The organism is Agromyces solani, from assembly GCF_058349925.1.
On sequence record NZ_JBYRER010000001.1, the window covers coordinates 697,811 to 719,312 of the forward strand.

Sequence of the window (21,502 nt, forward strand, 5' to 3'; positions counted from 1 at the left end):
GCATGCCCCTCGAGCCCAAACTCGCCGATCTGCCGCGCATTCGCGGGGCGCTGAAGTTCTACCAGGTGGCCTCGGTCATCACGGGCGTGATGCTGCTCCTGCTCTGCGCCGAGATGCTCCTGAAGTACGTCTGGCACTACGAGCTCTTCGCGTTCGGCCCGAACGGGCTCGTGAGCCTCGAGCCCGTGCTCGAGACGGCCTCGGGCCTCGAGTCGACGGGTCAGGGCGTGAACCTCTCGACCGGCATCCTCATCGCCCACGGCTGGTTCTACGTCGTCTACCTGTTCAGCGACTTCCGCCTGTGGAGCCTCATGCGCTGGCCGTTCACGCGGTTCATCGTCATCGCCCTCGGCGGCATCATCCCGTTCCTCTCGTTCTTCCTCGAGGCGCGCATCGGGCGCGAGGTGCGTGCGTACCTCGACCGGCGCGAAGCCGATGCGGCGACCGCCGGCGATGACGTCGCCGTCGCGGGTGCCGCCGCGCCCGAGGCATCCGACCCAACCCCCGACTCCGTGGAGGCACAGCAGTGACCGATCAGCAGACCGAGCAGCGCCCGGTCCTCGTCGTCGACTTCGGCGCGCAGTACGCGCAGCTGATCGCGCGGCGCGTGCGCGAGGCATCCGTCTACTCCGAGATCGTGCCGCACACGATCTCGGCCGACGAGGTGCGCGCGAAGAACCCGATCGGCATCGTGCTGTCGGGCGGGCCGAGCTCGGTGTACGAGCAGGGCGCCCCGCAGCTCGACGAGGAGATCCTCGAGCTCGGCGTTCCGACGCTCGGCATCTGCTACGGCTTCCAGGTGATGGCGCGCCACTTCGGCGGCGAGGTCGCCGAGACCGGCGCGCGCGAGTACGGCGCGACCGACGCCACGGTCACGGATGCCTCGGGCAACGCGCTCCTCGTCGACCAGCCCGCTTCGCAGACCGTCTGGATGAGCCACGGCGACTCGGTCGCCCGGGCGCCCGAGGGCTTCGAGGTGCTCGCGTCGACCGAGTCGACCCCGGTCGCCGCGTTCGCGAACGACGAGCGCAAGCTCTACGGCGTGCAGTGGCACCCCGAGGTGAAGCACTCGCCGTTCGGCCAGGGCATCATCGAGAACTTCCTGCACCGCGCCGCCGGCATCCCCGCCGAGTGGAACTCGGGCAACGTCATCGCCGAGCAGGTCGCTCGCATCCGCGAGCAGGTCGGCGACGCCCGCGTCATCTCGGCGCTCTCGGGCGGCGTCGACTCGGCCGTCTCCACCGCACTCGTGCAGCGCGCCGTCGGCGACCAGCTGACCGCGGTCTTCGTCGACCACGGGCTGCTGCGCAAGGGCGAGCGCGAGCAGGTGCAGAACGACTACGTCGCCGCGACGGGCGTTCGCCTCGTCACGATCGACGCCGAGGAGACGTTCCTGAACGCCCTCGCCGGGGTCACCGACCCCGAGGAGAAGCGCAAGATCATCGGCCGCGAGTTCATCCGCGCGTTCGAGGCCGCGGAGCGCGACCTCATCGCCGAGGCCGCCGCCGACGGCAAGCCGATCAAGTTCCTCGTACAGGGCACGCTGTATCCCGATGTCGTCGAGTCGGGCGGTGGTTCGGGCACCGCGAACATCAAGAGCCACCACAACGTCGGCGGCCTCCCCGAAGACCTGCAGTTCGAGCTCGTCGAGCCGCTGCGCACCCTCTTCAAGGACGAGGTGCGCGCGATCGGCCGCGAGCTGGGCCTGCCCGAGGCGATCGTCGGCCGCCAGCCGTTCCCCGGCCCCGGCCTCGGCATCCGCATCGTCGGCGAGGTCACCCACGACCGGCTCGAACTGCTTCGCGACGCCGACGCGATCGCCCGCGAGGAGCTGAGCAAGGCCGGCCTCGATGGCGAGATCTGGCAGTGCCCGGTCGTGCTGCTGGCCGACGTGCGCTCGGTGGGCGTGCAGGGCGACGGCCGGACCTACGGTCACCCGATCGTGCTGCGCCCCGTCTCGTCGGAGGACGCGATGACCGCCGACTGGACCCGCCTGCCGTACGACGTGCTCGCGAAGATCTCGAACCGCATCACGAACGAGGTGCGCGAGGTCAATCGGGTCGTGCTCGATGTCACGTCGAAGCCGCCGGGGACCATCGAGTGGGAGTGACCGCTCCCCGCCCCCTCGCGTTGTGTGAAGGGGAGTGCGCGAAGGGCGCCGGCCGTGAGGCCGGCGCCCTTCGGCGTTGCGGCAGGGGGTCTGCGCACTCGGAGGTCAGCCTGTGAGCGCCTTGAGCTGCCCCTCGACCTTGGTCGAAACGGCGCCGATGCCGCCAAGGACGACGATCCGCTGTGGGCGAAGTCGCTTCAACTCGGCGACGACGGAGCTCGGCAGCCGGTCTCTGGGAGAGAGGAGAATCGATCCGCTGCGGAGTCCGGCGATGGGAGCAGCGGCGAGTGCGTCGGGATACGAAGCGCTGTTCGCGATGTACGCCACTTCGACACCCGGTAGGAGCTCTGCGGACACTCCAACCGCGGTCTCGTATCGATCGGCGCCGTCGGTTCGGAAGACCATGTCGTCGAATTTCGCGCGCAACGTGTTCTCGATTGGCCAATCGATCGCACCAGCTCCGCCGAGTATTTCGATGCGTTCCGGGCGAAGCCGGTTGAGCTCAGCGAGCACCGACGCCGGGAGCGAGGTTCTCCCGGTGAGGAGAATCGGCCCGCCAGCGACTCCCGAGGCGGGCGCTCCGGCGAGGGCGTCGGGGAAGTCGGCCCCGCTGGCTAGATACACCGCGGGTACGCCCGGCGAGTAGTTCGCTTTCGAGATCGCGACGGAAGTCAGGTATCGATCGGCGCCCGCGAGGCGCGTCACGCCGCCGCTCGTCAGCGACGAGAGTTCTCGGGCGACTCCGGCGGAGACTGAGCCGGTCCCGCCGAGCACCACGATCCGTGCGGGGCGAAGTCGTCTCAACTCCTCCCGTACCGCTGAGGGAAGCTGGCCGGGCTCCGTGAGCAGAACCGGACCCGCATTCTTGGTCGCGACGGGCCCCGCGGCGAGCGCGTCCGGGAAGGCTCGGCCACTCGCGACGTAGGCGACTGACACCCCTGGAGCGAACTGCGACTTCGAGACGGCCGCGGCCGTGGAGAAGCGGTCAGCACCGGAGATTCGACCGACTGCGCCCCATGGGGCCTTGAGCGACTCGAGTGTGAGTCGGGCGTTCCTCCCGGCGACGTGATGGCCGCTCAGCACTTGGACCCCGTCCGCAGACCAAAAGGTTTCCTTGTCGCTCCAGGATTCGGCTCGGTAGGGGCTGTCTGTCAAAGGCTGAAACTCGACAAGCCAGTTCCCCGGAGCGAGGCCTCGTACGAGGTACCTTCCATCGGCGTCGGTCGTCGCCCAAGCCCAATCCGCCGTCTGGGCGTATCCCCGTGAATCGAAGTAGGGGCCGAGCCTGAGATTGACGCTGATGTTCGGAAGCGGTTTGCCGTCGTACGACGTGACGACGCCCGAGATCGCTCCGCTCTTCTGAAGGCTGGCATTGCGCCCGCTGAGTTGCTGGCCTTCCGCCAGCTCGATCGGGACCGCCTTGTACTCGAATGGAGTGTCCCCCCAGAACTCTTCGACGTAGTCGAGTCCGGCGCTGAAGGTCAGGAGGTAGCGGCCGCGTGGAAGATCGACGAGGCGATAGTCGCCGGTCGAAGACGAACGGGTGGTGAAGGTTTGGTCGTCGTCTGTGGTGGCCGAGATCCACGCTCCGTTGGCGGGCGTTCCCCCCTCGAGCGTCACCCGCCCGGAGATCGAGGCAGTTCCGTCGGTCGAAGCAGCAACGCTCGCGGTGGTGGCATCGGTTGACGCCGTCGGTCCCGCGATCGCCGGCTGCGCGACCGAAATGGTCATCAGGACCGCGACCGTCGCCGCAAGCGACAAGGCGGACAACAGGCGTGTGGATCGTGCGCCGTGGTTGGCGGTCAGGCGGGGCAATCGGTCTCCAGTGTGTTCGGGTCGCAGGGGACGGGCTGCCGCCATGCGCGAGGCCGCGGGATGCCTCCAGAGATTTCAGCACACGGGAGACCCCGTTGGGAAGATTCGAGTGCGGCAGACTGGCCGCATGGGAGTCGTCGAGAACAGCAAGCTGACCGTCGTCGGGGCCGGAGCGGTGGGATCGAGCCTGGCCTATGCCGCGCTTATCAGGGATTCTGCCGCGGAGATCGTGCTCTACGACATCGCCGCCGAGAAGGTCGAGGCCGAGGTGCTCGACCTCGCGCACGGGACCCAATTCACTCGTGCGCGGGTCACCGGCGGTTCGGATCTCGGCGTCGTCGAGGGCTCGCACGCGATCGTCGTCACAGCCGGGGCGAAGCAGGCTCCCGGCCAGACGCGCATGGACCTCGCCGGCACGAACGTCGGCATTCTCGAACGGTTGCTGCCCTTGCTCCTCGAGCGGGCGCCGGGTGCCGTGTTCGTCCTCGTCACCAATCCCGTCGACGTGCTGACGCTCGTCGCCCAGCGCATCACGGGGCTGCCGCCCGAGCGCGTCTTCGGTTCGGGCACGGTGCTCGACACGTCACGCCTGCGGTGGCGGCTCGCCGAACGGGCGGGGGTGGCGACGTCGAGCGTGCACGCGAACATCGTCGGCGAGCACGGCGACACCGAGTTCCCGCTGTGGTCGGAGGCGCGCATCGGTCCGGTGCCGATCCTCGACTGGGCGGGCGGTGAGCGGTTCACGGTCGAGGAACTCGATGGTATCGCCCGCGAGGTGCGGGAGGCGGCATACACCGTAATCCGCGGCAAGGGCGCGACGAACTACGCCATCGGGCTCACGGGCGCCCGCATCGTGGAGGCGGTGCTCCGAGACGAGCACGCCGTGCTGCCGGTGAGCACGGTGCACGGCCTCGGGTTCCCCGAACTCGAGGGCGTCGCGCTGTCGCTGCCGAGCGTTGTCGACGGCGAGGGTGCGCGACCGATCGTCGGCACCCCGTTCTCCGATCGCGAGCGGGCGCAGCTCGCGGCATCCGCCGAGGCGATCAGGGCCGCCGCCGCGGCATTCGGGTACTGAGACGGAGCAACCCGATCAGCCGGAGATGGCATTGAGCTGGGCTTCGACCTTGGATGACACCGCGCCGGTGCCGCCGAGGATGACGATCTTGTCGGGGCGCAGGCGCTTGAGCTCATCTGCGACGGACTTGGGCAGGCTGTCTCGTGAGGTCAAGAGGACGGATCCACTCCTGATGCCGGCGACCGGGCCGCCGGCCAAGGCATCGGGGAACTCCATGCCGTTTGCTACATATGCGACCGAGACGCCGTAATCGAACCGCGTCGACAGAAGTGCCGACGTTTCATATCGATCGCGGCCGCTGATGATCTCCGAGCCGTCCGCCGCCGAGAGCGAGTCGAGTTGTGTATAGGAGTACGGGCCGACGGTGCCACCCCCGATGATCCTGACTTCCTCGGGCTTCAGGCGCTTCAATTCGGCGACGATGGCGGCCGGGAGTTGGCCACGACCATCAGTCAGGAGGATCGGTCCGTCGCTCAGGGCCGCCTGTGGGGCAGCCGAAAGCGCGTCCGGGAACTTCGATCCGCTCGTGATGTAGGCGACCGGCACACCCGGCACGAATTGAGCTTTCGAGAGCGCGGCCGAAGTGGCATACCGATCAACGCCGCCGATCCGCGTCACACTTCCCGACGTCAACGAAGCGAGCTCGCGTTCGATCGAAGCGTTCACCGATCCGACGCCGCCAAGAACGACGATGCGCTTCGGCTGTAGCCGTCGGAGTTCGTCGGAGACGACACCGGGAAGCCTCGTCGGCGCCGTCAGTAGCACTGGTCCACGATTTGCAGCGGCGACCGGTGCGGCAGAGAGCGCGTCGGGAAACGTCACCCCGCTGGCGAGGTACGCCACTGGTACGCCTGGTGAGAATTGCGCGGCTGAGACTCGGGCTGCGGTGGCGTAGCGATCACTCCCGGCGATGCGGGAGACCGCGCCCCACGGGTGTGTCTTCGATTCGTACGTGAGTTGTAGGTTCCTGCCGTACAGGTCTTGGTTCGCGAGCAGGCGGATCGGGTCGCCGTTTCCGATGCGTCGGTCGCTCCACCATTCATGGCGGAGCCCGGAACCCTCCGGCGGATAGGTGTACAGCGTCCATAGGCCGGGCGCGACACCGTGCACGGTGTATGAGCCGTTCGCATCGGTCGTCGCACCGAGCGTCAGCTCCTGCCGGTCGACCCCGGTGGCCCAGCTGTGGGCACTGTCGAGCATGACCGAAACGTCGGCGAGCGGCTCGCCCGCGGGGCCGGTCAGCCGGCCCGAGATCGACCCGCCGCGAATGAGTTCGGCGTTCATGTTCGTGCGAACACCGCCCGCGGCAACAGTGAAGTATGTTGCCTGCGAACGGTAGGGCTTGTTGCCCCAGTACTCGGGCATGTAGTGCCTGCCGTAAGTATCGTGGCACCAGTACTCGAGTGTCCATGTGCCGGGAGGGACCGCACGGATCGAGAACGTGCCGTCCGCCGACAGCTCGCCCGAGTTGCCCCGCACCGCGGAGAACCCGTCGGCATTCACCACGTTGACCAAACCGACTCCGAACGGAACGCCCCCGGCGAGGTCGACCCTTCCTGAGATCGTTGCACCGCGCCCGAGCGTCGCATTCATGCCGGTGCGACTCTGGCCGGCCGTGAGGTCGAAGTACGTCGGGTCTTGGAAGACGTACTTGTTGTTCCAGTATTCGGGAACGTAGTCCGCCAGGTCTTCGCGCCGGGGGTTGAACAGCAAGGTGTACTTGCCCGGCGGTAACCCATCGATGCGGTAGGTCCCGTCAGCGGCGGTCCGCGCGGATCCGTCTCCTGGGCCGGTTGCACTGACCGAGCCCTCTGCCAGTGGACTGCCGTCGCTCAGCGTGACCTTGCCCGAGATCGAGGCGGTTCCGATCGAGGTGGCGCTGATTCCGTCGGCACGGGAAAGGACGGCGGGCGCCGCGGAGGCGGCCGTTGCTACCGGTGCCGCCGAGGCAATGGCAAGAAGCGCGACGACAGCGAGCGAGAACGATCGACCCGTTCGACGGGCACGTAAGTGAGGTGAAGCGGGGCGGATCAATCGGGTCTCCGGGGCGTTCGGGTCGCAGGGGACGGGCGTACCGCCTGCGCAATGCCGCGGGATGCCTCGAGCGATTCCATCACACTCGCGACCCACTGGGAAGACTCCTGATTCGCTCAGCGCCGGGTGCGCCCGAAAAACGCCGAACGGCCGCCTCCTCGACAAGCGAAGGGGCGGCCGTTCGGGTCTCGATACGGCGCTGCGCGCCTACTCGACCGGCGGAGCGACTAGTCGCGCGCGATCGCGAGCATGCGCAGGATCTCGAGGTAGAGCCAGATGACGGTGACCATGATGCCGAAGACACCGGTCCACTCGTACTTCTTCGGGGCGCGGTTGCGCACGCCCTGCTGGATGAAGTCGAAGTCGAGCACGAGCGAGTACGCCGCCATGAGCACGACGAGCACGCCGATGATGAGGCCCCACTCGATGCCGAAGAACGGGCTCGGCTGCGAGCGCACGTCGCCGATCACGCCGAAGAGCTGCAGGCCCCAGGTGACGAGCGAGAACACGAGGTAGCCGACCATCGCGATGAGGAAGACCTTGGTCGCGCGCTTCGAGGCGCGGATCTTGCCCGAGGCGAAGAGGGCGAGCGTCACGCCGAAGACGACGAGCGTCGCGATCACGGCCTGTGCGACGATGCCGCCGCCGAAGGCCATCTCGTACCAGGCCGAGATGCCGCCGACGAAGAGGCCCTGCACGCCCGCGTAGGCGAGGATGAGGCCGGCCGACGGCTCGCGCTTGAAGGTGTTGACGAGTGCGAGCACGAAGCCGACGATGCCGGCGCTGATCCAGAGGAACGGCACGCTCTCGACCGTCATCCAGCCGATCGCGGCACCGACGAGCAGCAGGCCGAAGCCGGCGACCGACTTGGCGAGCGTCGTCTCGACCGTCATCGTCTCGCCGGCGGGCGGCGTCGACGGCTGGTTGTACATCTCCTGCAGCTGCTGGGCCGAGAGGTCTTGCGCTGCGGCCACGGCTCCCTGCGAAGAGAAGGCGGAGTTCCGCGAGAATGCGGGGTTGTCGAGAGCCATGGATTCCTCTGCTTTCGGCTGTCGTCGGATGCGGGGGATCGGCGACCGGATGCGGCATCCGTGCCAGGTAACAAACCTACCCGACTTCTTCGTGACAACGCCGTGAGTTCTCGCGGAATTCCGGGGCGGCCGACGACCGGCCCCTGGGCCGCTGGCTACGCTGGGCAGATGCAGCCCGACCTGGCCTCGAGTCCGCTCGTCATCGGACACCGCGGCGCGCCGGGCTACCGCCCCGAGCACACCCGGTCGGCCTACGAGCTCGCCTTCGCGCTCGGCGCCGACGCGGTCGAGCCCGACATCGTCTCGACGCGCGACGGGGTGCTCGTGCTGCGGCACGAGAATGAGATCTCGGGCACCACGGATGTCGCGGCGAGACCCGAGTTCGCGGGTCGGCGCACCACGCGGGAGATCGACGGCGCCCCGCTCACCGGCTGGTTCACCGAGGACTTCACGTGGGCCGAGCTCTCGACGCTGCGCGCCCGCGAACGGCTCGGGTCGCTGCGGCCGGCGAGCGCGAGCTTCGACGGCCGCTACCCGATCATCCGGCTGCGCGACCTGTTCGACCTCATCGAAACGGCCGCCGACGAGCAGCGCCGTATGATCCGCATGGTCGCCGAGTTCAAGCACGCCGCCCATTTCGACGCCCTCGGCCTGCCGCTCGACGAGCTGTTCGCCGCCGAGCTCGACGCCGCCGGCTGGGGCGCGGGCGACGAGCGGCTGATCATGGAGGCGTTCGAACCGACGCTGCTCGATCGGCTCGCGGCACGAGGCATCCGTGGCAAGCGCATCGCCCTCGTCGAGGAGCACGGCGCGCCGTGGGACCTCGTGCTCGAACACGGGCGGCGGGCGCCGCGGTACGACTCGTTCGTCACCGCCGACGGCCTGCGCGACCTGGCCGGCCGCTTCGACGGCGTGAGCGTCGGCAAGGGCCGCCTCGTCGGGCCGCCCCCGAAGCCGGTGAGGGATGCCTCGGCGCCGCCCCTGCGCGGAGCGGCGCTCGTCGCCGCGGCGCACGCGGTCGGTCTCGAGGTCTACACGTGGACGCTGCGGCCCGAGAACCGGTTCCTCGTCGCCGCGAACCGGAGGGGTTCCGCCCGGGCCGGTTACGGTGACTGGGCGACGGAGTTCGCGGAGGTGCTCGCGACGGGGGTCGACGGGGTCTTCGTCGACCATCCCGATCTCGGCGTCGAGGCGCGGGCGGACTTCGCGAGGTCGGCCGAGTAGCGACGAGGAGCGTATCGGGTCCGCCTCCGCGGCGTGGTCTCGACACGGCGCTGCGCGCCTGCTCGACCGACGGGTGGCGGCGGACGTGGTGTCGGCGGCCGCGCCTAGACTTGAAGGCGACATGACGCTGATCCTCGACCCCGACGACCCGGCCGGCTGGCGCGAGGCGCCGCCCGCACGTTCCGCCGACGCATCCGGCCCCGGTTCCCGCCTCACCGACGGCCTCAACCCGCAGCAGAAAGAGGCCGTCGAGTACCGCGGCCCGGCGCTGCTCATCGTCGCGGGCGCGGGCTCGGGCAAGACCCGGGTGCTCACGCACCGCATCGCCCATCTCATCGAGACGCGCGAGGCCTGGCCGAGCCAGATCCTCGCGATCACCTTCACGAACAAGGCCGCCGCCGAGATGCGCGAGCGCGTGCAGGCGCTCCTCGGCGACAGCGCGTCCGGCATGTGGATCTCGACGTTCCACTCGGCGTGCGTGCGCATCCTGCGCCGCGAGGCCGAGTCGCTCGGGCTCTCGTCGACGTTCACGATCTACGACTCCGCCGACCAGCGCACGATCCTCAAGCGCATCATCAAAGAGCTCGACGCCGACACGATGGGCTTCACGCCCGCGAGCGCCCAGGCGAAGATCTCGAAGCTCAAGAACGAGCTCGCCGACGTCGAGACGTACGCGCGCAACGCGAACACGAACGACCCGCAAGAGGTCATGTTCCTGGAGATCTTCCGGCAGTACACGCGGCGCCTGCGCGAGGCATCCGCCCTCGACTTCGACGACCTGATCGCCGAGACGGTCTACCTGTTCCGCGCCTTCCCGAAGGTGGCGGCGCTGTATCAGCGCCGGTTCCGGCACATCCTCGTCGACGAATACCAGGACACGAACCACGCGCAGTACGCGCTCATCCGAGAGCTCACCCGGCCGATCGAGCCGGCCGTCGTGCGCGAGCTCGACGAGCACGGCATCCTCGTGCGCGGGCTCGTGGATGCCTCGGGGTCGATCCCGGGCGCCTCGCTGACGGTGGTCGGCGACTCCGACCAGTCGATCTACGCGTTCCGCGGCGCCGACATCCGCAACATCGTCGAGTTCGAGCGCGACTTCCCCGGTGCGCGGGTCGTGCTGCTCGAGCAGAACTACCGGTCGACGCAGAACATCCTGTCCGCGGCGAACGCGGTCATCTCGAACAACTTCGACCGCAAGGACAAGAAACTCTGGACGGCCGACGGAGACGGCGATCAGATCGTCGGCTACACCGGCTACACGGCGCACGACGAGGCGCAGTTCATCGCCGACGAGATCGAGGCACTGCACCGCGACGGCATCGCCTACCGCGACGTCGCCGTGTTCTACCGCACGAACGCGCAGACCCGTGCGCTGGAGGAGATCTTCGTGCGCTCGGCACTGCCGTACCGCGTCGTCGGCGGCACGAAGTTCTACGAGCGCGCCGAGATCAAGGACGCGATGGCGTACCTCATCTCGGTCGCGAACCCGCTCGACGAGCTCGCGCTGCGGCGCATCCTCAACACGCCGAAGCGTGGCATCGGCCCGGCGACCGAGACGGCGATCGCGACGTTCGCCGAGCAGAACGAGGTGAGCTTCCGCGAGGCGATGCGCGCAGCGGGTGGGCTCGGGCTCGGCCCGAAGGTGACCGGTGCGATCCTCGCACTCGCCGACGTGCTCGACGAGGCGGCGGCGATGCTGGCGACGGCGGGCGGCTCGACCGACGCCGAGGGCAACCCGACCGCCGGCGCCTCGGCGGGCGCGGCGACGGGCGTCTCGGGCACGAAGGTCTCCGACGTGCTCGTCTTCCTGCTCGAGCGGTCGGGCCTGCTCGACGCGCTCCGCAACAGCCGCGACCCGCAAGATGAGACGCGTGCCGAGAACGTCGAAGAGCTCGTCGCGCAGACCCGCGACTTCGACCGTGAGAACCCGGGTGCGACGCTCGTCGACTTCCTCACCCAGGTCTCGCTCGTCGCCGCGGCCGACGAGCTCGACGACGCGTCGGGCACGGTCTCGCTCATGACGCTGCACACCGCGAAGGGGCTCGAGTACCACGCCGTGTTCCTCACGGGCATCGAAGAGGGGCTGCTGCCGCACCAGATGTCGGCGTCCGAGCCCGGCGGACCGGCCGAAGAGCGACGCCTCTTCTACGTCGGCATCACGCGCGCCCGCAAGCGCCTCTACCTCTCGCTCGCGATGAGCCGGGCCCAGTTCGGCGAGGTCGCGGTCGCGATGCCGAGCCGCTACCTCCAGGAGATCCCCGAGGGGCTCATCGACTGGCGGCAGTCGCCCGGCATGGCGACGAGTCGCGGCGGCACGCAACCCCGCGCGCTCAACGCCCGCCGCGACGGCGGCGCGTGGGGCACCCGCGACCGCGATCTCGAGCGGTTCAGCGTCACCCGCAGCGCGAAGCCGAAGACCGAGTGGGCGAACAAGGTCACGGGCACGGTGCGCGACAACGGCGACCTCACGCTCGAGGCCGGCGACCGCATCCGACACACCGACTTCGGCGAGGGCAAGGTCACCCAGGTCACGGGCGAGGGCACGAAGAAGATCGCGCACGTCTCGTTCGATCGCGCCGGCCAGAAGAAGCTGCTCATCAAGATCGCCCCGATCGAGAAGATCTGAGTCCGGGTCGAATGGCCTGGCCGACGCGCTCATCACGCACCGTCTACGAGAACCGGTGGATCCGGGTGATCGAAGACGAGGTCGAGCGACCCGACGGCGACGCCGGCATCTACGGCGTCGTCGAGATGGCGCACCCGGCCGCCTTCGTGGTCGCGCTCACCGACGACGATGAGGTGCTCCTCGTCACGGTCGACCGGCACACCGTCGGGGCGAGCGTCGAGGTGCCGGCCGGCGGAACCGACGGAGAAGACCCGCTCGTCGCCGCTCAGCGCGAACTCGCGGAGGAGACCGGGTACGAGGCATCCGAATGGCGTGAGATCGGCCGTATGACCGCGCTCAACGGCATCGCCCGGGCGGTCGAGCACGTCTATCTCGCGACGGGCCTCAGGCGGGCGAGTGACGCGGATGCCTCGCGCGAGACCCGGCTCGAAGAGGGGATATCGGCCGTGCGCGCCGTGCCGTGGGCCGACGTCATGCGCATGGTGCGCGAGGGCGAGATCTCCGACGGCGAGACGGTCGCGGCGCTCATGTACGCGGCGCTCGCGCTCGGTCGGGTGGGCTGAGCGCGCGGGCGAGGCGCCGGCGTCAGGGCAGTTGCAGCAGCAGCGTGTCGCTGAACTCGCCCCCGCGATACCGCACGGTCACCTTGAGGGGCACCTGCTTGCCCGGCTTGCCGCGCACGCCCGAATAGCGCAGGTGCGCCCGCAGCTCCTCGCCGTCGTCGATGACCCGTGGGCGAGTGGGCAGGGAGTGCGCGCGCGGCGCCCGCCCGCCGAGGGTCGCGACGTTGATCTCGGCCTCCTCGGCCGGGCTGAGCCCGTAGTTGGCGACGTCGATGCGTGCGACGATCTCGCCGATCGCGTCGCGCTCGAGGCGCACCCGCAGGGCGAGGTCGACGCCGAGCGGCCGTGGCGGGTTCGGCTTGTCGGGCTTCTGCGGGGTTCCCTTGCTGCCGCGGGCGGTGGCCTTGCCCGATGCGGCTGCGGTCGTGGCGAACGTGCTGCCGACGGTCGGCGAGACGGCTCCGGCGGTGCCCGCCGCGAGGGTGCCTGCGCCGAGGGCGCTCACGGCGGTGCCGGTGGTGTCGGCATCGGGGCCGAACGTCCATGGGGCGGCGACGTCGGAGCACCCCGTGTAGATGCGCTCGGTCGCCGCGCTGCCGAGGCGTGGCCACCCGTGACGCGCGGCGATGATGTCCTCGACGGGAACGGAGTACGACGTGATCGTGGCGTTCGACGGCCCGACCACAAGGGAGAGCGGGTTGTCGTCGATCAGCGTGTAGGTGCCCTGCACGAGCATGTAGAGGCCGCAGTAGTACGATTCGGGGTCGTCGTCGGGCACGGTCGCCCAGAGCCAGCCGTTCGTCAGGTACTTCTCGTACGGCGTGCGGGGGACATCGACGTCGAGACCCCACACCGACCACTTCCAGCCGACCGGGATCACCAGGGCCTGGCAGGCCGAGACGTTGAACGATCGCTGGCTCGCGTCGGACATAGCGTTCTGCGCGGGCCCGCTCCACGACCAGGCGAGGTTCGCGCTCGCGATCTGCTCGGCGATCGCCGTCATGAGCCCGTAGTCCTTCGTCGCGCGGGCCGACTGGTCGGCGCTCTCGTCGAGTGCGGCTCGGTATCGGGTGCTGAGCTCTTCGTCGAGGTTGGCGATCGTGTTCTGCGCGGCGTCGCTCGCGCCGCCCGTCGCCGCGGCACCGGCGCCGAAGGCGGAGCTGACGAACCCGGCGGCGCACGACGCCACGTCGAAGTCGCCGAGGGTGAGTGCCGACGCGGCGGCGTTCGCGAGGGTCGAGATGATCGACAGGGCCAGCGAGGTCTTCGAGGTGTCCTTGAGCTGGAGGCTTGCGGCGACCGCCTGGAGCGAGAGGTCGTCGCCGATGGAGGTCTGCGTGATCAGATGGTTCACGTTCGTGTACCAGCCGTTGACGCCACCGGCCCGTCGCAGCTCGACGGCGAGCTGGGTGCACGTGGCCGTCCAGGTGCCGAGCGAACCCGTGTACTCGGCGGGCGGCGGCGGCACCGGACTGTCGAGCTTCGACGCGTCCTTGTCGAGATCGCGGTCGAGCTCGTAGAGGTCGCGCACCTGCCGTCCGTCGGTGAGACCGAGCGCGATCGCCGCCGCCGCGTAGGCGCCGGCGTCGAGCGTGGGCCACGGCGCGCTCGTCTCCGCCCAGTCGCCGTCGCTCTGCAGGCAGTAGGTCTCGATCGCGAGCGCCGAGCGACCGATCAGCACGTCGACCGTGCCCGACTGGTTGGCGGGCACATGCGGGTTCGACTCGTTGTCGCTCGTGCGCACTCGGGCGGTCTGGATCGTGCTGTAGTACTGGACGCGGTCCCAGCCGTTGTCGTCCGACCAGGCGGGGTGACCGGCCTCGAACTCGATCCATTCCGCTCCGGTGAACTCCCAGACGACGATGCCGGCCCATGCCCGGGCGAAGACCATGGCGTGTCCGCCCGCCAGTCGCGCGGTCTGGATCGTCATCGTGTACTGCGGTTCGCTCCACCCGTTCGCGTCGGTGAGCATCGGGCCGGCGCCCGGCGCCAGTTCCTCCCACCCGGAGAGCCGGTGCTGCCACACCCTGAGCTGCTGGCCGACGCGCGCGAGGAGGTTCAGGCTGCCGAAACCCGTGAGGTCGGCGCACTGGATGCAGTCGTCGTAGAGCACGTCGCCGAGGGAGGTGTCGTCCTCCTTCAGATCGGCGAGCACCGGATGAGGTTCCGTCCAGCCGCCGTTCGCGTACTTCCAGGCATGGAGGCCCGCGGCGTCGCGGCCGAGCACCCACGCCACGCCCGTGAGGTCGAGATCGGCGCACTGGATCGTCGGGAACCGGCTCATCAGGTCCCAGCCGTTCGTATCCGACATGACGGTGAGCGTCGGCATCTTCGTCCAGGCCGTGCCGTCCAGCTTCCACACGTGGAGGCCATCGCTGAAGCGGACGAGGAGCTCGTCGCGACCGTCGCCGTCGATGTCGGCGCACTGCATCGTGCCGGAGTAGAAGGGGGCCTCGAAGTTCTTCTGGGTGATCGGGTTCGCCACATCGAGGTCGCTCCAGCCCTCCGCATCGGAGACGTACCGGTAGACCTCGATGCCCGCAGGCCCCCACCCGATGAGCTCGGCGCGACCGTCGCCGTCGAGGTCGGCCGTCTGGATCGTCGCGAAGTGGTTGTTGCGCGCCCAACCTCGGTTGTCGCTCCATGCCGGTCCGTTGCGCAGGCTCCACCACTGGCCGGTGCCCGGGTCGAAGCGGTAGGCGAGGATGCCGCCGGAGCCCCGGGCGATGAGCTCGTCCTGCCCGTCGCCGTCGATGTCGGCCGTCTGGTGCATGCGGTTGTTCGGCCGTCGGCCGGCCTGGATCGTCTCGTAGCATTCGGGCCGGCTGAAGTTCAGTGCGTCGCTCAGCATCGGGAGGGCGACCCCGGTCGGCGTCGTCGGCGCGGCGTACCCCGAGGGCAGCGCCGTCGAGGTCGGTGCGGCGATCGCGCCGGGCGGCGCCTGCAGCAGCTCGGGCAGCCCGAGGAGACTGATTCCGGCGACGGCCGCCGACCCCTGCAGGAACGTGCGCCTCGAGAAGGCCTGGCCGACTCCGGACATCGTGCACCTCGCCGTCCGCCCGTCCCCGCGGGCCGTCGAGGCGCACTCTACGCGCGGCCCGGTGCGCCCACACGGCCCCAGTTCGGAGGGCGACGCCCGTCAGACGACCCCGCCGAGCAGCCCGCCGATGACCCACGTCACGACGAGCGCGAGCGCTCCGCCGATGACGACGCGCAGCACGGCACGTCCGCGCGGCGCCCCGCCGATCCAGGCCGAGAGCCACCCGGTGATCGCGAGCGCGACGACGACCGCGACGAAGGTCGTGGCGATCCGCCATTCGGGGGGCGGCAGCAGGATCGCGAGCATCGGCAGCACGGCGCCGACGAGGAACGACAGCGCGGATGCCCCGGCCGCGTGCCACGGGTTCACGACATCGTCCGCAGCGATGTGGAGCTCCGCCTCGAGATGGGCGGCGAGCGCGTCGTGCTCGGTGAGCTCGCGTGCGACCCGGTCGGCGGTCTCGGCCGAGAGGCCCTTCGCGCGGTAGATGCCGGCGAGCTCGGCGAGCTCCTGGTCGGGCATCTCCGCGAGCTCGCGCGTCTCCTTCGCGATGAGCGCGTGCTCGGTGTCGCGCTGCGTCGACACCGACACGTACTCGCCGAGACCCATCGAGATCGCCCCCGCGACGACCGAGGCGACACCGGCCACGAGGATCGCGCCCACGTCCGTCGTGGCGGCCGCGACGCCGACGACGAGCGCGGCCACCGAGATGATGCCGTCGTTCGCGCCGAGCACGCCCGCGCGCAGCCAGTTCAGCTTCTCGTGCACCTTCGCGTCGTGCGGGTCGGCGCCGTGCTGCGGTTCGGTCGAGGCATCCGTCATGCGCGAAGTCTTGCAGCGGGCGTCGCTCACCGCCAGCATGGCGAGGCTCGCCTCAGCCGGGGCGGGGGAATCGCCCGATGAACGCCATCGCGTCGAACGGCGCGCGCACCTTCACGTCGTTGTCGAAGAAGAGGTAGGCGTCGCGGCCGGCGGCGAGCTGCTCGCCCGCCCAGCGGGCCCAGCGGTCGAGTGCCTCGTCGTCGTACCCGGAGGCGTAGAGCTCCTCCTCGCCGTGCAGGCGGGCGTAGGCGAAGTCGGCGGTCACCCGGTCGATCCGGGGGTACCGTCCGGCGGTGTCGGCGACGACGCTCGCGACGCGATGCCGGTCGAGCAGGGCGGCCCACTCGTCGGCTGCGGCTTCGAACGAGGGATGCCGCACCTCGACCGCGTGCCGGATCGGTGCGTCCTCGCCGACCCGGTACGAGCTTCGTCCGCTCATCCGGTCGTCGTGCCGGGCGGCGAGGCGCGCCGCCTCGGCGCGAGTGTGCGGCAGCTTGCCGAGGAAGCGGTCGAGCAGCCCCCGCTCGTAGGGGAGCGTGGGCGGCAGCTGCCAGAGGATCGGCCCGAGTTTCGCCTCGAGGTCGAGCACGCCCGAGGCGAAGAAGTTCGCGAGCGGCGCGTCGGCCTCGCGAAGCCGCTTGATGTGCGTGATGAATCGCGGCGCCTTCACGGCGAAGATGAAACCGTCGGAGACGGTGTCGCGCCACCGCGCCCAGCTGGCCGGCCGCTGCAGCGCGTAGAAGGAGCCGTTGAGCTCGATCGCCGTCATCCGGTCCGCCGCGTACGCGAGCTCGTCGGCCTGTCGGAGCCCCGCCGGGTAGAACTCGCGGCGCCAGCGCGGGTACACCCACCCCGAGATGCCGATCCGAACCTCCGGGCGACGCGTTCGCGCGGCCGCCTGTGCCATCCGGCAAGTCTTCCGAACAGGACCCGGGGCGCCAAGGGGGTTGCCGTCCGGTCGGCGAGACACCGAGGCATCCCGCCCGATTCTCGGCCCGTCGAGGCGGGGAGTAGCATAGTAGACGGCCCACTTGTCTTGACGTCGAGATGTTTTTCGTCGCCCTCCGGGCCGAAACCCACCAGCCCCTGTACGCGATCGCGCGTGCGGACCGATTGGAAGTAGAGCGTGGATCTTTACGAGTACCAGGCCAGAGACCTGTTCGAGCAGTACGGGGTCCCGGTCCTTCCGGGCATCGTCGCCGACACCCCCGACGAGGTGCGCGCGGCGGCCGAGAAGCTCGGCGGCGTCGTCGTGGTCAAGGCCCAGGTGAAGACGGGCGGCCGCGGCAAGGCCGGCGGCGTCAAGGTCGCGAAGACCCCCGACGAGGCGTACGAGGCCGCGAAGGCGATCCTCGGCCTCGACATCAAGGGCCACGTCGTCAAGCGCGTCATGGTCGCCGGCGGCGCCCGCATCGCGCAGGAGTTCTACTTCTCGGTGCTGCTCGACCGCGCCAACCGCTCGTACCTCTCGCTCACGAGCGTCGAGGGCGGCATGGAGATCGAGCAGCTCGCCGTCGAGAAGCCCGAGGCGCTCGCGCGCATCGAGGTCGACCCGATCGCCGGGGTCGACGCGGCCAAGGCCCGCGAGATCGCGGTCGCCGCGAACTTCCCGGCCAAGCTCGTCGACAAGGTCGCCGACGTCTTCGTGAAGCTCTACGAGGTCTACAAGGGCGAGGACGCGACGCTCGTCGAGGTCAACCCGCTCATCCTCGACGAGGACGGCAACATCATCGCCCTCGACGGCAAGGTCTCGCTCGACGAGAACGCCGAGTTCCGTCACCAGAACCACGCTCTGCTCGAGGACAAGGCGGCGGCCGACCCGCTCGAGGCCGCTGCGAAGGCCCTCGACCTCAACTACGTCAAGCTCGACGGCGAGGTCGGCATCATCGGCAACGGCGCGGGCCTCGTCATGTCGACGCTCGACGTCGTCGCCTACGCGGGTGAGAACCACGGCAACGTGAAGCCCGCGAACTTCCTCGACATCGGCGGCGGCGCCTCGGCCGAGGTCATGGCCAACGGCCTCGGCATCATCCTCGGCGACCCGCAGGTCAAGAGCGTGTTCGTCAACGTCTTCGGCGGCATCACCGCGTGCGACCAGGTCGCCAAGGGCATCGTGGGCGCGCTCGCCGAGCTCGGCTCGGCCGCGAACAAGCCGCTCGTCGTGCGCCTCGACGGCAACAACGTCGTCGAGGGCCGCCGCATCCTCGAAGAGGCCGCGCACCCGCTGGTGACGCTCGCCGAGAACATGGACCAGGGCGCCGACAAGGCCGCCGAGCTGGCGAACGCGTAAGGGGCGTAGAAGTAATCATGACGATCTTTCTTGACAAGGACAGCAAGGTCATCGTCCAGGGCATCACCGGCGGCGAGGGCTCGAAGCACACCGCGCGCATGCTCGCGGCCGGCACGCAGGTGGTCGGCGGCGTGAACGCCCGCAAGGCCGGCACCACGGTGCTGCACACGGATGCCTCGGGCAACCCCGTCGAGCTCCCCGTCTTCGCGTCCGTGGCCGAGGCCATGGCGCAGACCGGCGCCGACGTCTCGATCGCGTTCGTGCCCCCGGCCTTCACGAAGGACGCCGTCGTCGAGGCCATCGACGCCGAGATCCCGCTCCTCGTCATCATCACCGAGGGCGTGCCCGTGCAGGACTCGGCCGAGTTCTGGGCCTACGCCAAGGAGAAGGGCGGCAAGACCCGCATCATCGGGCCGAACTGCCCCGGCATCATCAGCCCCGGTGAGTCGCTCGTCGGCATCACCCCGGCGAACATCACGGGCAAGGGCCCGATCGGCCTCGTCTCGAAGTCGGGCACGCTGACGTACCAGATGATGTACGAGCTGCGCGACCTCGGCTTCTCGACGGCGATCGGCATCGGCGGCGACCCGATCATCGGCACGACGCACATCGACGCGCTCGCCGCGTTCGAGGCCGACCCCGAGACCAAGGCGATCGTCATGATCGGCGAGATCGGCGGCGACGCCGAAGAGCGTGCGGCCGACTTCATCAAGGCCAACGTCACGAAGCCGGTCGTCGGCTACGTCGCGGGCTTCACCGCCCCCGAGGGCAAGACGATGGGCCACGCCGGCGCGATCGTGTCGGGCTCGGCGGGCACCGCGCAGGCCAAGAAGGAGGCGCTCGAGGCCGCCGGCGTCAAGGTCGGCAAGACCCCGAGCGAGACGGCGAAGCTCCTCCGCGAGGTGTACGCCGCGCTCGGCGAGTAAGCCGCGCGCCGAGGCATCCTCGGCTGAATCGACAGAACCCCGCAGACCATGGTCTGCGGGGTTCTGCGTACGGCGGGCGAAATCGGGGGTGCCCGCCGGGTCCTTACCTCATCTCGGGTTCAGCGCCTCCGATCACGGATCGATGACGACCGTGCACACGTAGGTGCCAGGCTCGAGGTCCTCGACGGTGACGCTCGGGTCGTCGACCTTGTCGGTGATCCCGTCCTTCGAGCCGATCTCATTGGGCGGGGCCGCCGAGTCCGTGCAGACGATACTCGAGAACGTGCCGCCCGGCACCAGCGAGTCGACGCTCACGGTGAGATCGGTCAGCGGCGTGTTCACGAAGTTGACCGTGGTCGAGTCGTCCGTGCCGTCGCAGCCGTCGCCCAGCAGCACGTTGACGTCCTTCGACGCGTCGTCGGACACGTAGCCAGCCGGCACGTCCTCGGTCACCGTGTAGGCTCCCGCGATCGACGAGATGATCAGGTCCGGAATGCACACCGTGCCGTCCGCCCCGGTCGTCACCTCGATGTCGGCCGACAGGTCACCACCCGAGACCGTGAAGTCCACACCCGCATGCGGGTGGGTCTCACCGGTCGTGAGTGGGTCGTCATCGTTCGAGGCCGCGTGTTTGCGGTCCTTCACGATGAGCAGCGAGCCCGTCTGCAGCGTGTTCGTGTACGTGCAGTCGAGGACGTCGTTCGAACTGTCGAGATCGAACGTCACCGTCCCGGTCGCGAGGTTGATGTCGCCGGCCGCGACCGTGACCCCCGTACTCGCCGTGCAGTCGATGGAGGTCAGCGCCCACCCGGTGGCCAGCGGCTGCGTCTCGGTCACGCTCTGGTCGTTCCCCAGGAGGACGTCCGAGTAGGTCTGGTCCTCGCCGTGGCTCAGCGAGAACGACGGGTTGTCGTTCGCTGTTCCGACGCGGTTGAGGACCGACGTGTAGGCGAACTCATCGGGTTCGCCCGCGGGGACCGTGACCTTGCGGATGATGACCTTCGCGCAGTTCGACAGCTCCGGCGTCGGGAGGGGTGCGATGAAGTCCTTCAGCGCCGACGTGAACGAGTCGGAGGACCGGCTCTTCAGGTATGCGCTGCCGAACGAGATGCACGTGTCACCGAGGATCGCCGAGAAGTTGACCGTGGCTTCACCGAAGGTGCGTGGCGAGACCGAGTTCTGACCGGTGGCCAGACCGTCGGACTGCGCCGCCGGGATCGCACTCGTGTTGATCGACCCCGTCGCGAAGCCCGCAGCCGTCAGGCTGCTCTTGTCGCTCCAGCACGGCACGCTGTTCGACGCCTCGCACTGGCTGCTCGAGCCGGTGGTGACCCAGCGGGAGACCCACAGCACGGGGTTGACGCCGCCCTGCGAGAGGTCGTACTGGATCAGCACGTCGCCCGCGGTTCGAACGGGTGTCACGCCGTTGCTCGAGAGGGTCTTGCTCTGGTTGAACTCGAAGTCCATGTTGGTGGTGCCGTTCGGCTCCTGCACCCGATGCCAGAACAGGTGGAGCAGGTCGTCCGACTTCACGGTCGGGGTGGGATCGGTGTCGACGTTCTCCTCGAGGTACACGCCGAAGTTCAGCAGATCGCTCTTCTGGGGAGGGATGCTGCCCGAGACGACCGAGGGCACGGCGTCGTCTTCCTTCGTGCCCTGACCGAACGAGTTGTCGTTCTGGCCGCTGGGGTTGTCGGCCTTGCGGTTGTCCGCGACGTTCGCCCAGTCGAGCGAGGGGGCGGCGTCATCGACCTTGAGGTTCGCGTCGGTGTCGATCTCGAAGTTCGAGCCGGAGAGGCTCACCTCGGGGTGGCTCGCGAAGGCCGGTGCCATCGCGAGGCCGGACAGGACGAGTCCGGCGGCGGCGGCCACGGCCAGGATCGGGGAGCGCCGGCGTCGCCTGCGCTCGAGGGGAGTGGGACAGTTCTCGGGTTGGTTGCGCAGTG

General features: G+C 69.4%; 15 protein-coding genes. 8 read left to right on the forward strand and 7 right to left on the reverse strand.

Annotated elements, in window-relative coordinates:
• Positions 1–2 precede the first annotated feature (2 nt).
• Entirely contained in the window at positions 3–530 is a 528-nt protein-coding gene (locus AC3RJ7_RS03295; RefSeq protein WP_491454400.1) for a DUF3817 domain-containing protein, read from the forward strand.
• A complete protein-coding gene (gene guaA, locus AC3RJ7_RS03300; RefSeq protein ID WP_491454401.1) occupies positions 527–2,110 on the forward strand; it encodes a glutamine-hydrolyzing GMP synthase in 1,584 nt (527 codons plus the stop codon). The genes AC3RJ7_RS03295 and guaA overlap by 4 nt, the downstream gene beginning before the upstream one ends.
• 105 nt (positions 2,111–2,215) lie before the next feature.
• Here guaA and AC3RJ7_RS03305 read toward each other — a convergent pair whose 3' ends face one another.
• Positions 2,216–3,841 (reverse strand): cell wall-binding repeat-containing protein, encoded by a 1,626-nt coding sequence (locus tag AC3RJ7_RS03305; RefSeq protein WP_491454402.1) that lies wholly within the window; start codon positions 3,839–3,841, stop codon positions 2,216–2,218.
• Positions 3,842–4,052: 211 nt separating this feature from the next.
• Between AC3RJ7_RS03305 and AC3RJ7_RS03310 the strand changes: the two genes are divergently transcribed.
• A complete protein-coding gene (locus AC3RJ7_RS03310; protein ID WP_491454403.1) occupies positions 4,053–5,000 on the forward strand; it encodes an L-lactate dehydrogenase in 948 nt (315 codons plus the stop codon).
• A 15-nt stretch (positions 5,001–5,015) separates the two neighbouring features.
• Here AC3RJ7_RS03310 and AC3RJ7_RS03315 read toward each other — a convergent pair whose 3' ends face one another.
• Together AC3RJ7_RS03315 and AC3RJ7_RS03320 are read right to left on the reverse strand one after the other, a co-directional pair.
• Positions 5,016–7,034 (reverse strand): cell wall-binding repeat-containing protein, encoded by a 2,019-nt coding sequence (locus AC3RJ7_RS03315; protein WP_491454404.1) that lies wholly within the window; start codon positions 7,032–7,034, stop codon positions 5,016–5,018.
• Positions 7,035–7,261: 227 nt separating this feature from the next.
• Positions 7,262–8,065: a Bax inhibitor-1/YccA family protein gene (locus AC3RJ7_RS03320; RefSeq protein WP_491454405.1), complete on the reverse strand. Its 804-nt coding sequence runs from the start codon at positions 8,063–8,065 to the stop codon at positions 7,262–7,264.
• Positions 8,066–8,233: 168 nt separating this feature from the next.
• Here AC3RJ7_RS03320 and AC3RJ7_RS03325 point away from each other — a divergent pair, with 168 nt between their 5' ends.
• From AC3RJ7_RS03325 to AC3RJ7_RS03335, 3 genes are all read left to right on the forward strand, one after another.
• Positions 8,234–9,289: a glycerophosphodiester phosphodiesterase family protein gene (locus tag AC3RJ7_RS03325; protein WP_491454406.1), complete on the forward strand. Its 1,056-nt coding sequence runs from the start codon at positions 8,234–8,236 to the stop codon at positions 9,287–9,289.
• Between the two features lie 121 nt (positions 9,290–9,410).
• The gene (locus AC3RJ7_RS03330) at positions 9,411–11,915 is read left to right on the forward strand and encodes an ATP-dependent helicase (protein ID WP_491454407.1); all 2,505 of its coding nucleotides are present in this window, start codon (positions 9,411–9,413) and stop codon (positions 11,913–11,915) included.
• A gap of 11 nt (positions 11,916–11,926) precedes the next feature.
• Complete coding sequence (locus tag AC3RJ7_RS03335) at positions 11,927–12,478, forward strand: NUDIX domain-containing protein (protein ID WP_491454408.1); 552 nt, start codon at positions 11,927–11,929, stop codon at positions 12,476–12,478.
• A 22-nt stretch (positions 12,479–12,500) separates the two neighbouring features.
• On the opposite strand, the gene AC3RJ7_RS03340 is transcribed toward AC3RJ7_RS03335, so the two are convergent.
• The 3 genes from AC3RJ7_RS03340 to AC3RJ7_RS03350 form a co-directional block, all read right to left on the reverse strand.
• Positions 12,501–15,518, reverse strand: a complete 3,018-nt coding sequence (locus AC3RJ7_RS03340; RefSeq protein WP_491454409.1) for an FG-GAP-like repeat-containing protein — start codon at positions 15,516–15,518, stop codon at positions 12,501–12,503.
• 99 nt (positions 15,519–15,617) lie between these two features.
• The gene (locus tag AC3RJ7_RS03345) at positions 15,618–16,340 is read right to left on the reverse strand and encodes a VIT1/CCC1 transporter family protein (RefSeq protein WP_491454410.1); all 723 of its coding nucleotides are present in this window, start codon (positions 16,338–16,340) and stop codon (positions 15,618–15,620) included.
• A 52-nt stretch (positions 16,341–16,392) separates the two neighbouring features.
• Positions 16,393–17,247 (reverse strand): DUF72 domain-containing protein, encoded by an 855-nt coding sequence (locus AC3RJ7_RS03350; protein ID WP_491454411.1) that lies wholly within the window; start codon positions 17,245–17,247, stop codon positions 16,393–16,395.
• Positions 17,248–17,466: 219 nt separating this feature from the next.
• Here AC3RJ7_RS03350 and sucC point away from each other — a divergent pair, with 219 nt between their 5' ends.
• Both sucC and sucD read left to right on the forward strand, forming a co-directional pair.
• Positions 17,467–18,630, forward strand: coding sequence for an ADP-forming succinate--CoA ligase subunit beta (sucC, locus tag AC3RJ7_RS03355; protein ID WP_491454412.1), 1,164 nt, complete (start codon positions 17,467–17,469; stop codon positions 18,628–18,630).
• Positions 18,631–18,647: 17 nt separating this feature from the next.
• Complete coding sequence (gene sucD, locus AC3RJ7_RS03360; RefSeq protein ID WP_491454413.1) at positions 18,648–19,556, forward strand: succinate--CoA ligase subunit alpha; 909 nt, start codon at positions 18,648–18,650, stop codon at positions 19,554–19,556.
• 132 nt (positions 19,557–19,688) lie between these two features.
• Here the strand turns inward: sucD and AC3RJ7_RS03365 are convergent, their stop codons facing one another.
• Positions 19,689–21,428 carry a prealbumin-like fold domain-containing protein gene (locus AC3RJ7_RS03365; protein WP_491454414.1) on the reverse strand — a complete coding sequence of 580 codons (1,740 nt, stop codon included), beginning with the start codon at positions 21,426–21,428 and terminating at the stop codon, positions 19,689–19,691.
• Positions 21,429–21,502: the final 74 nt, after the last annotated feature.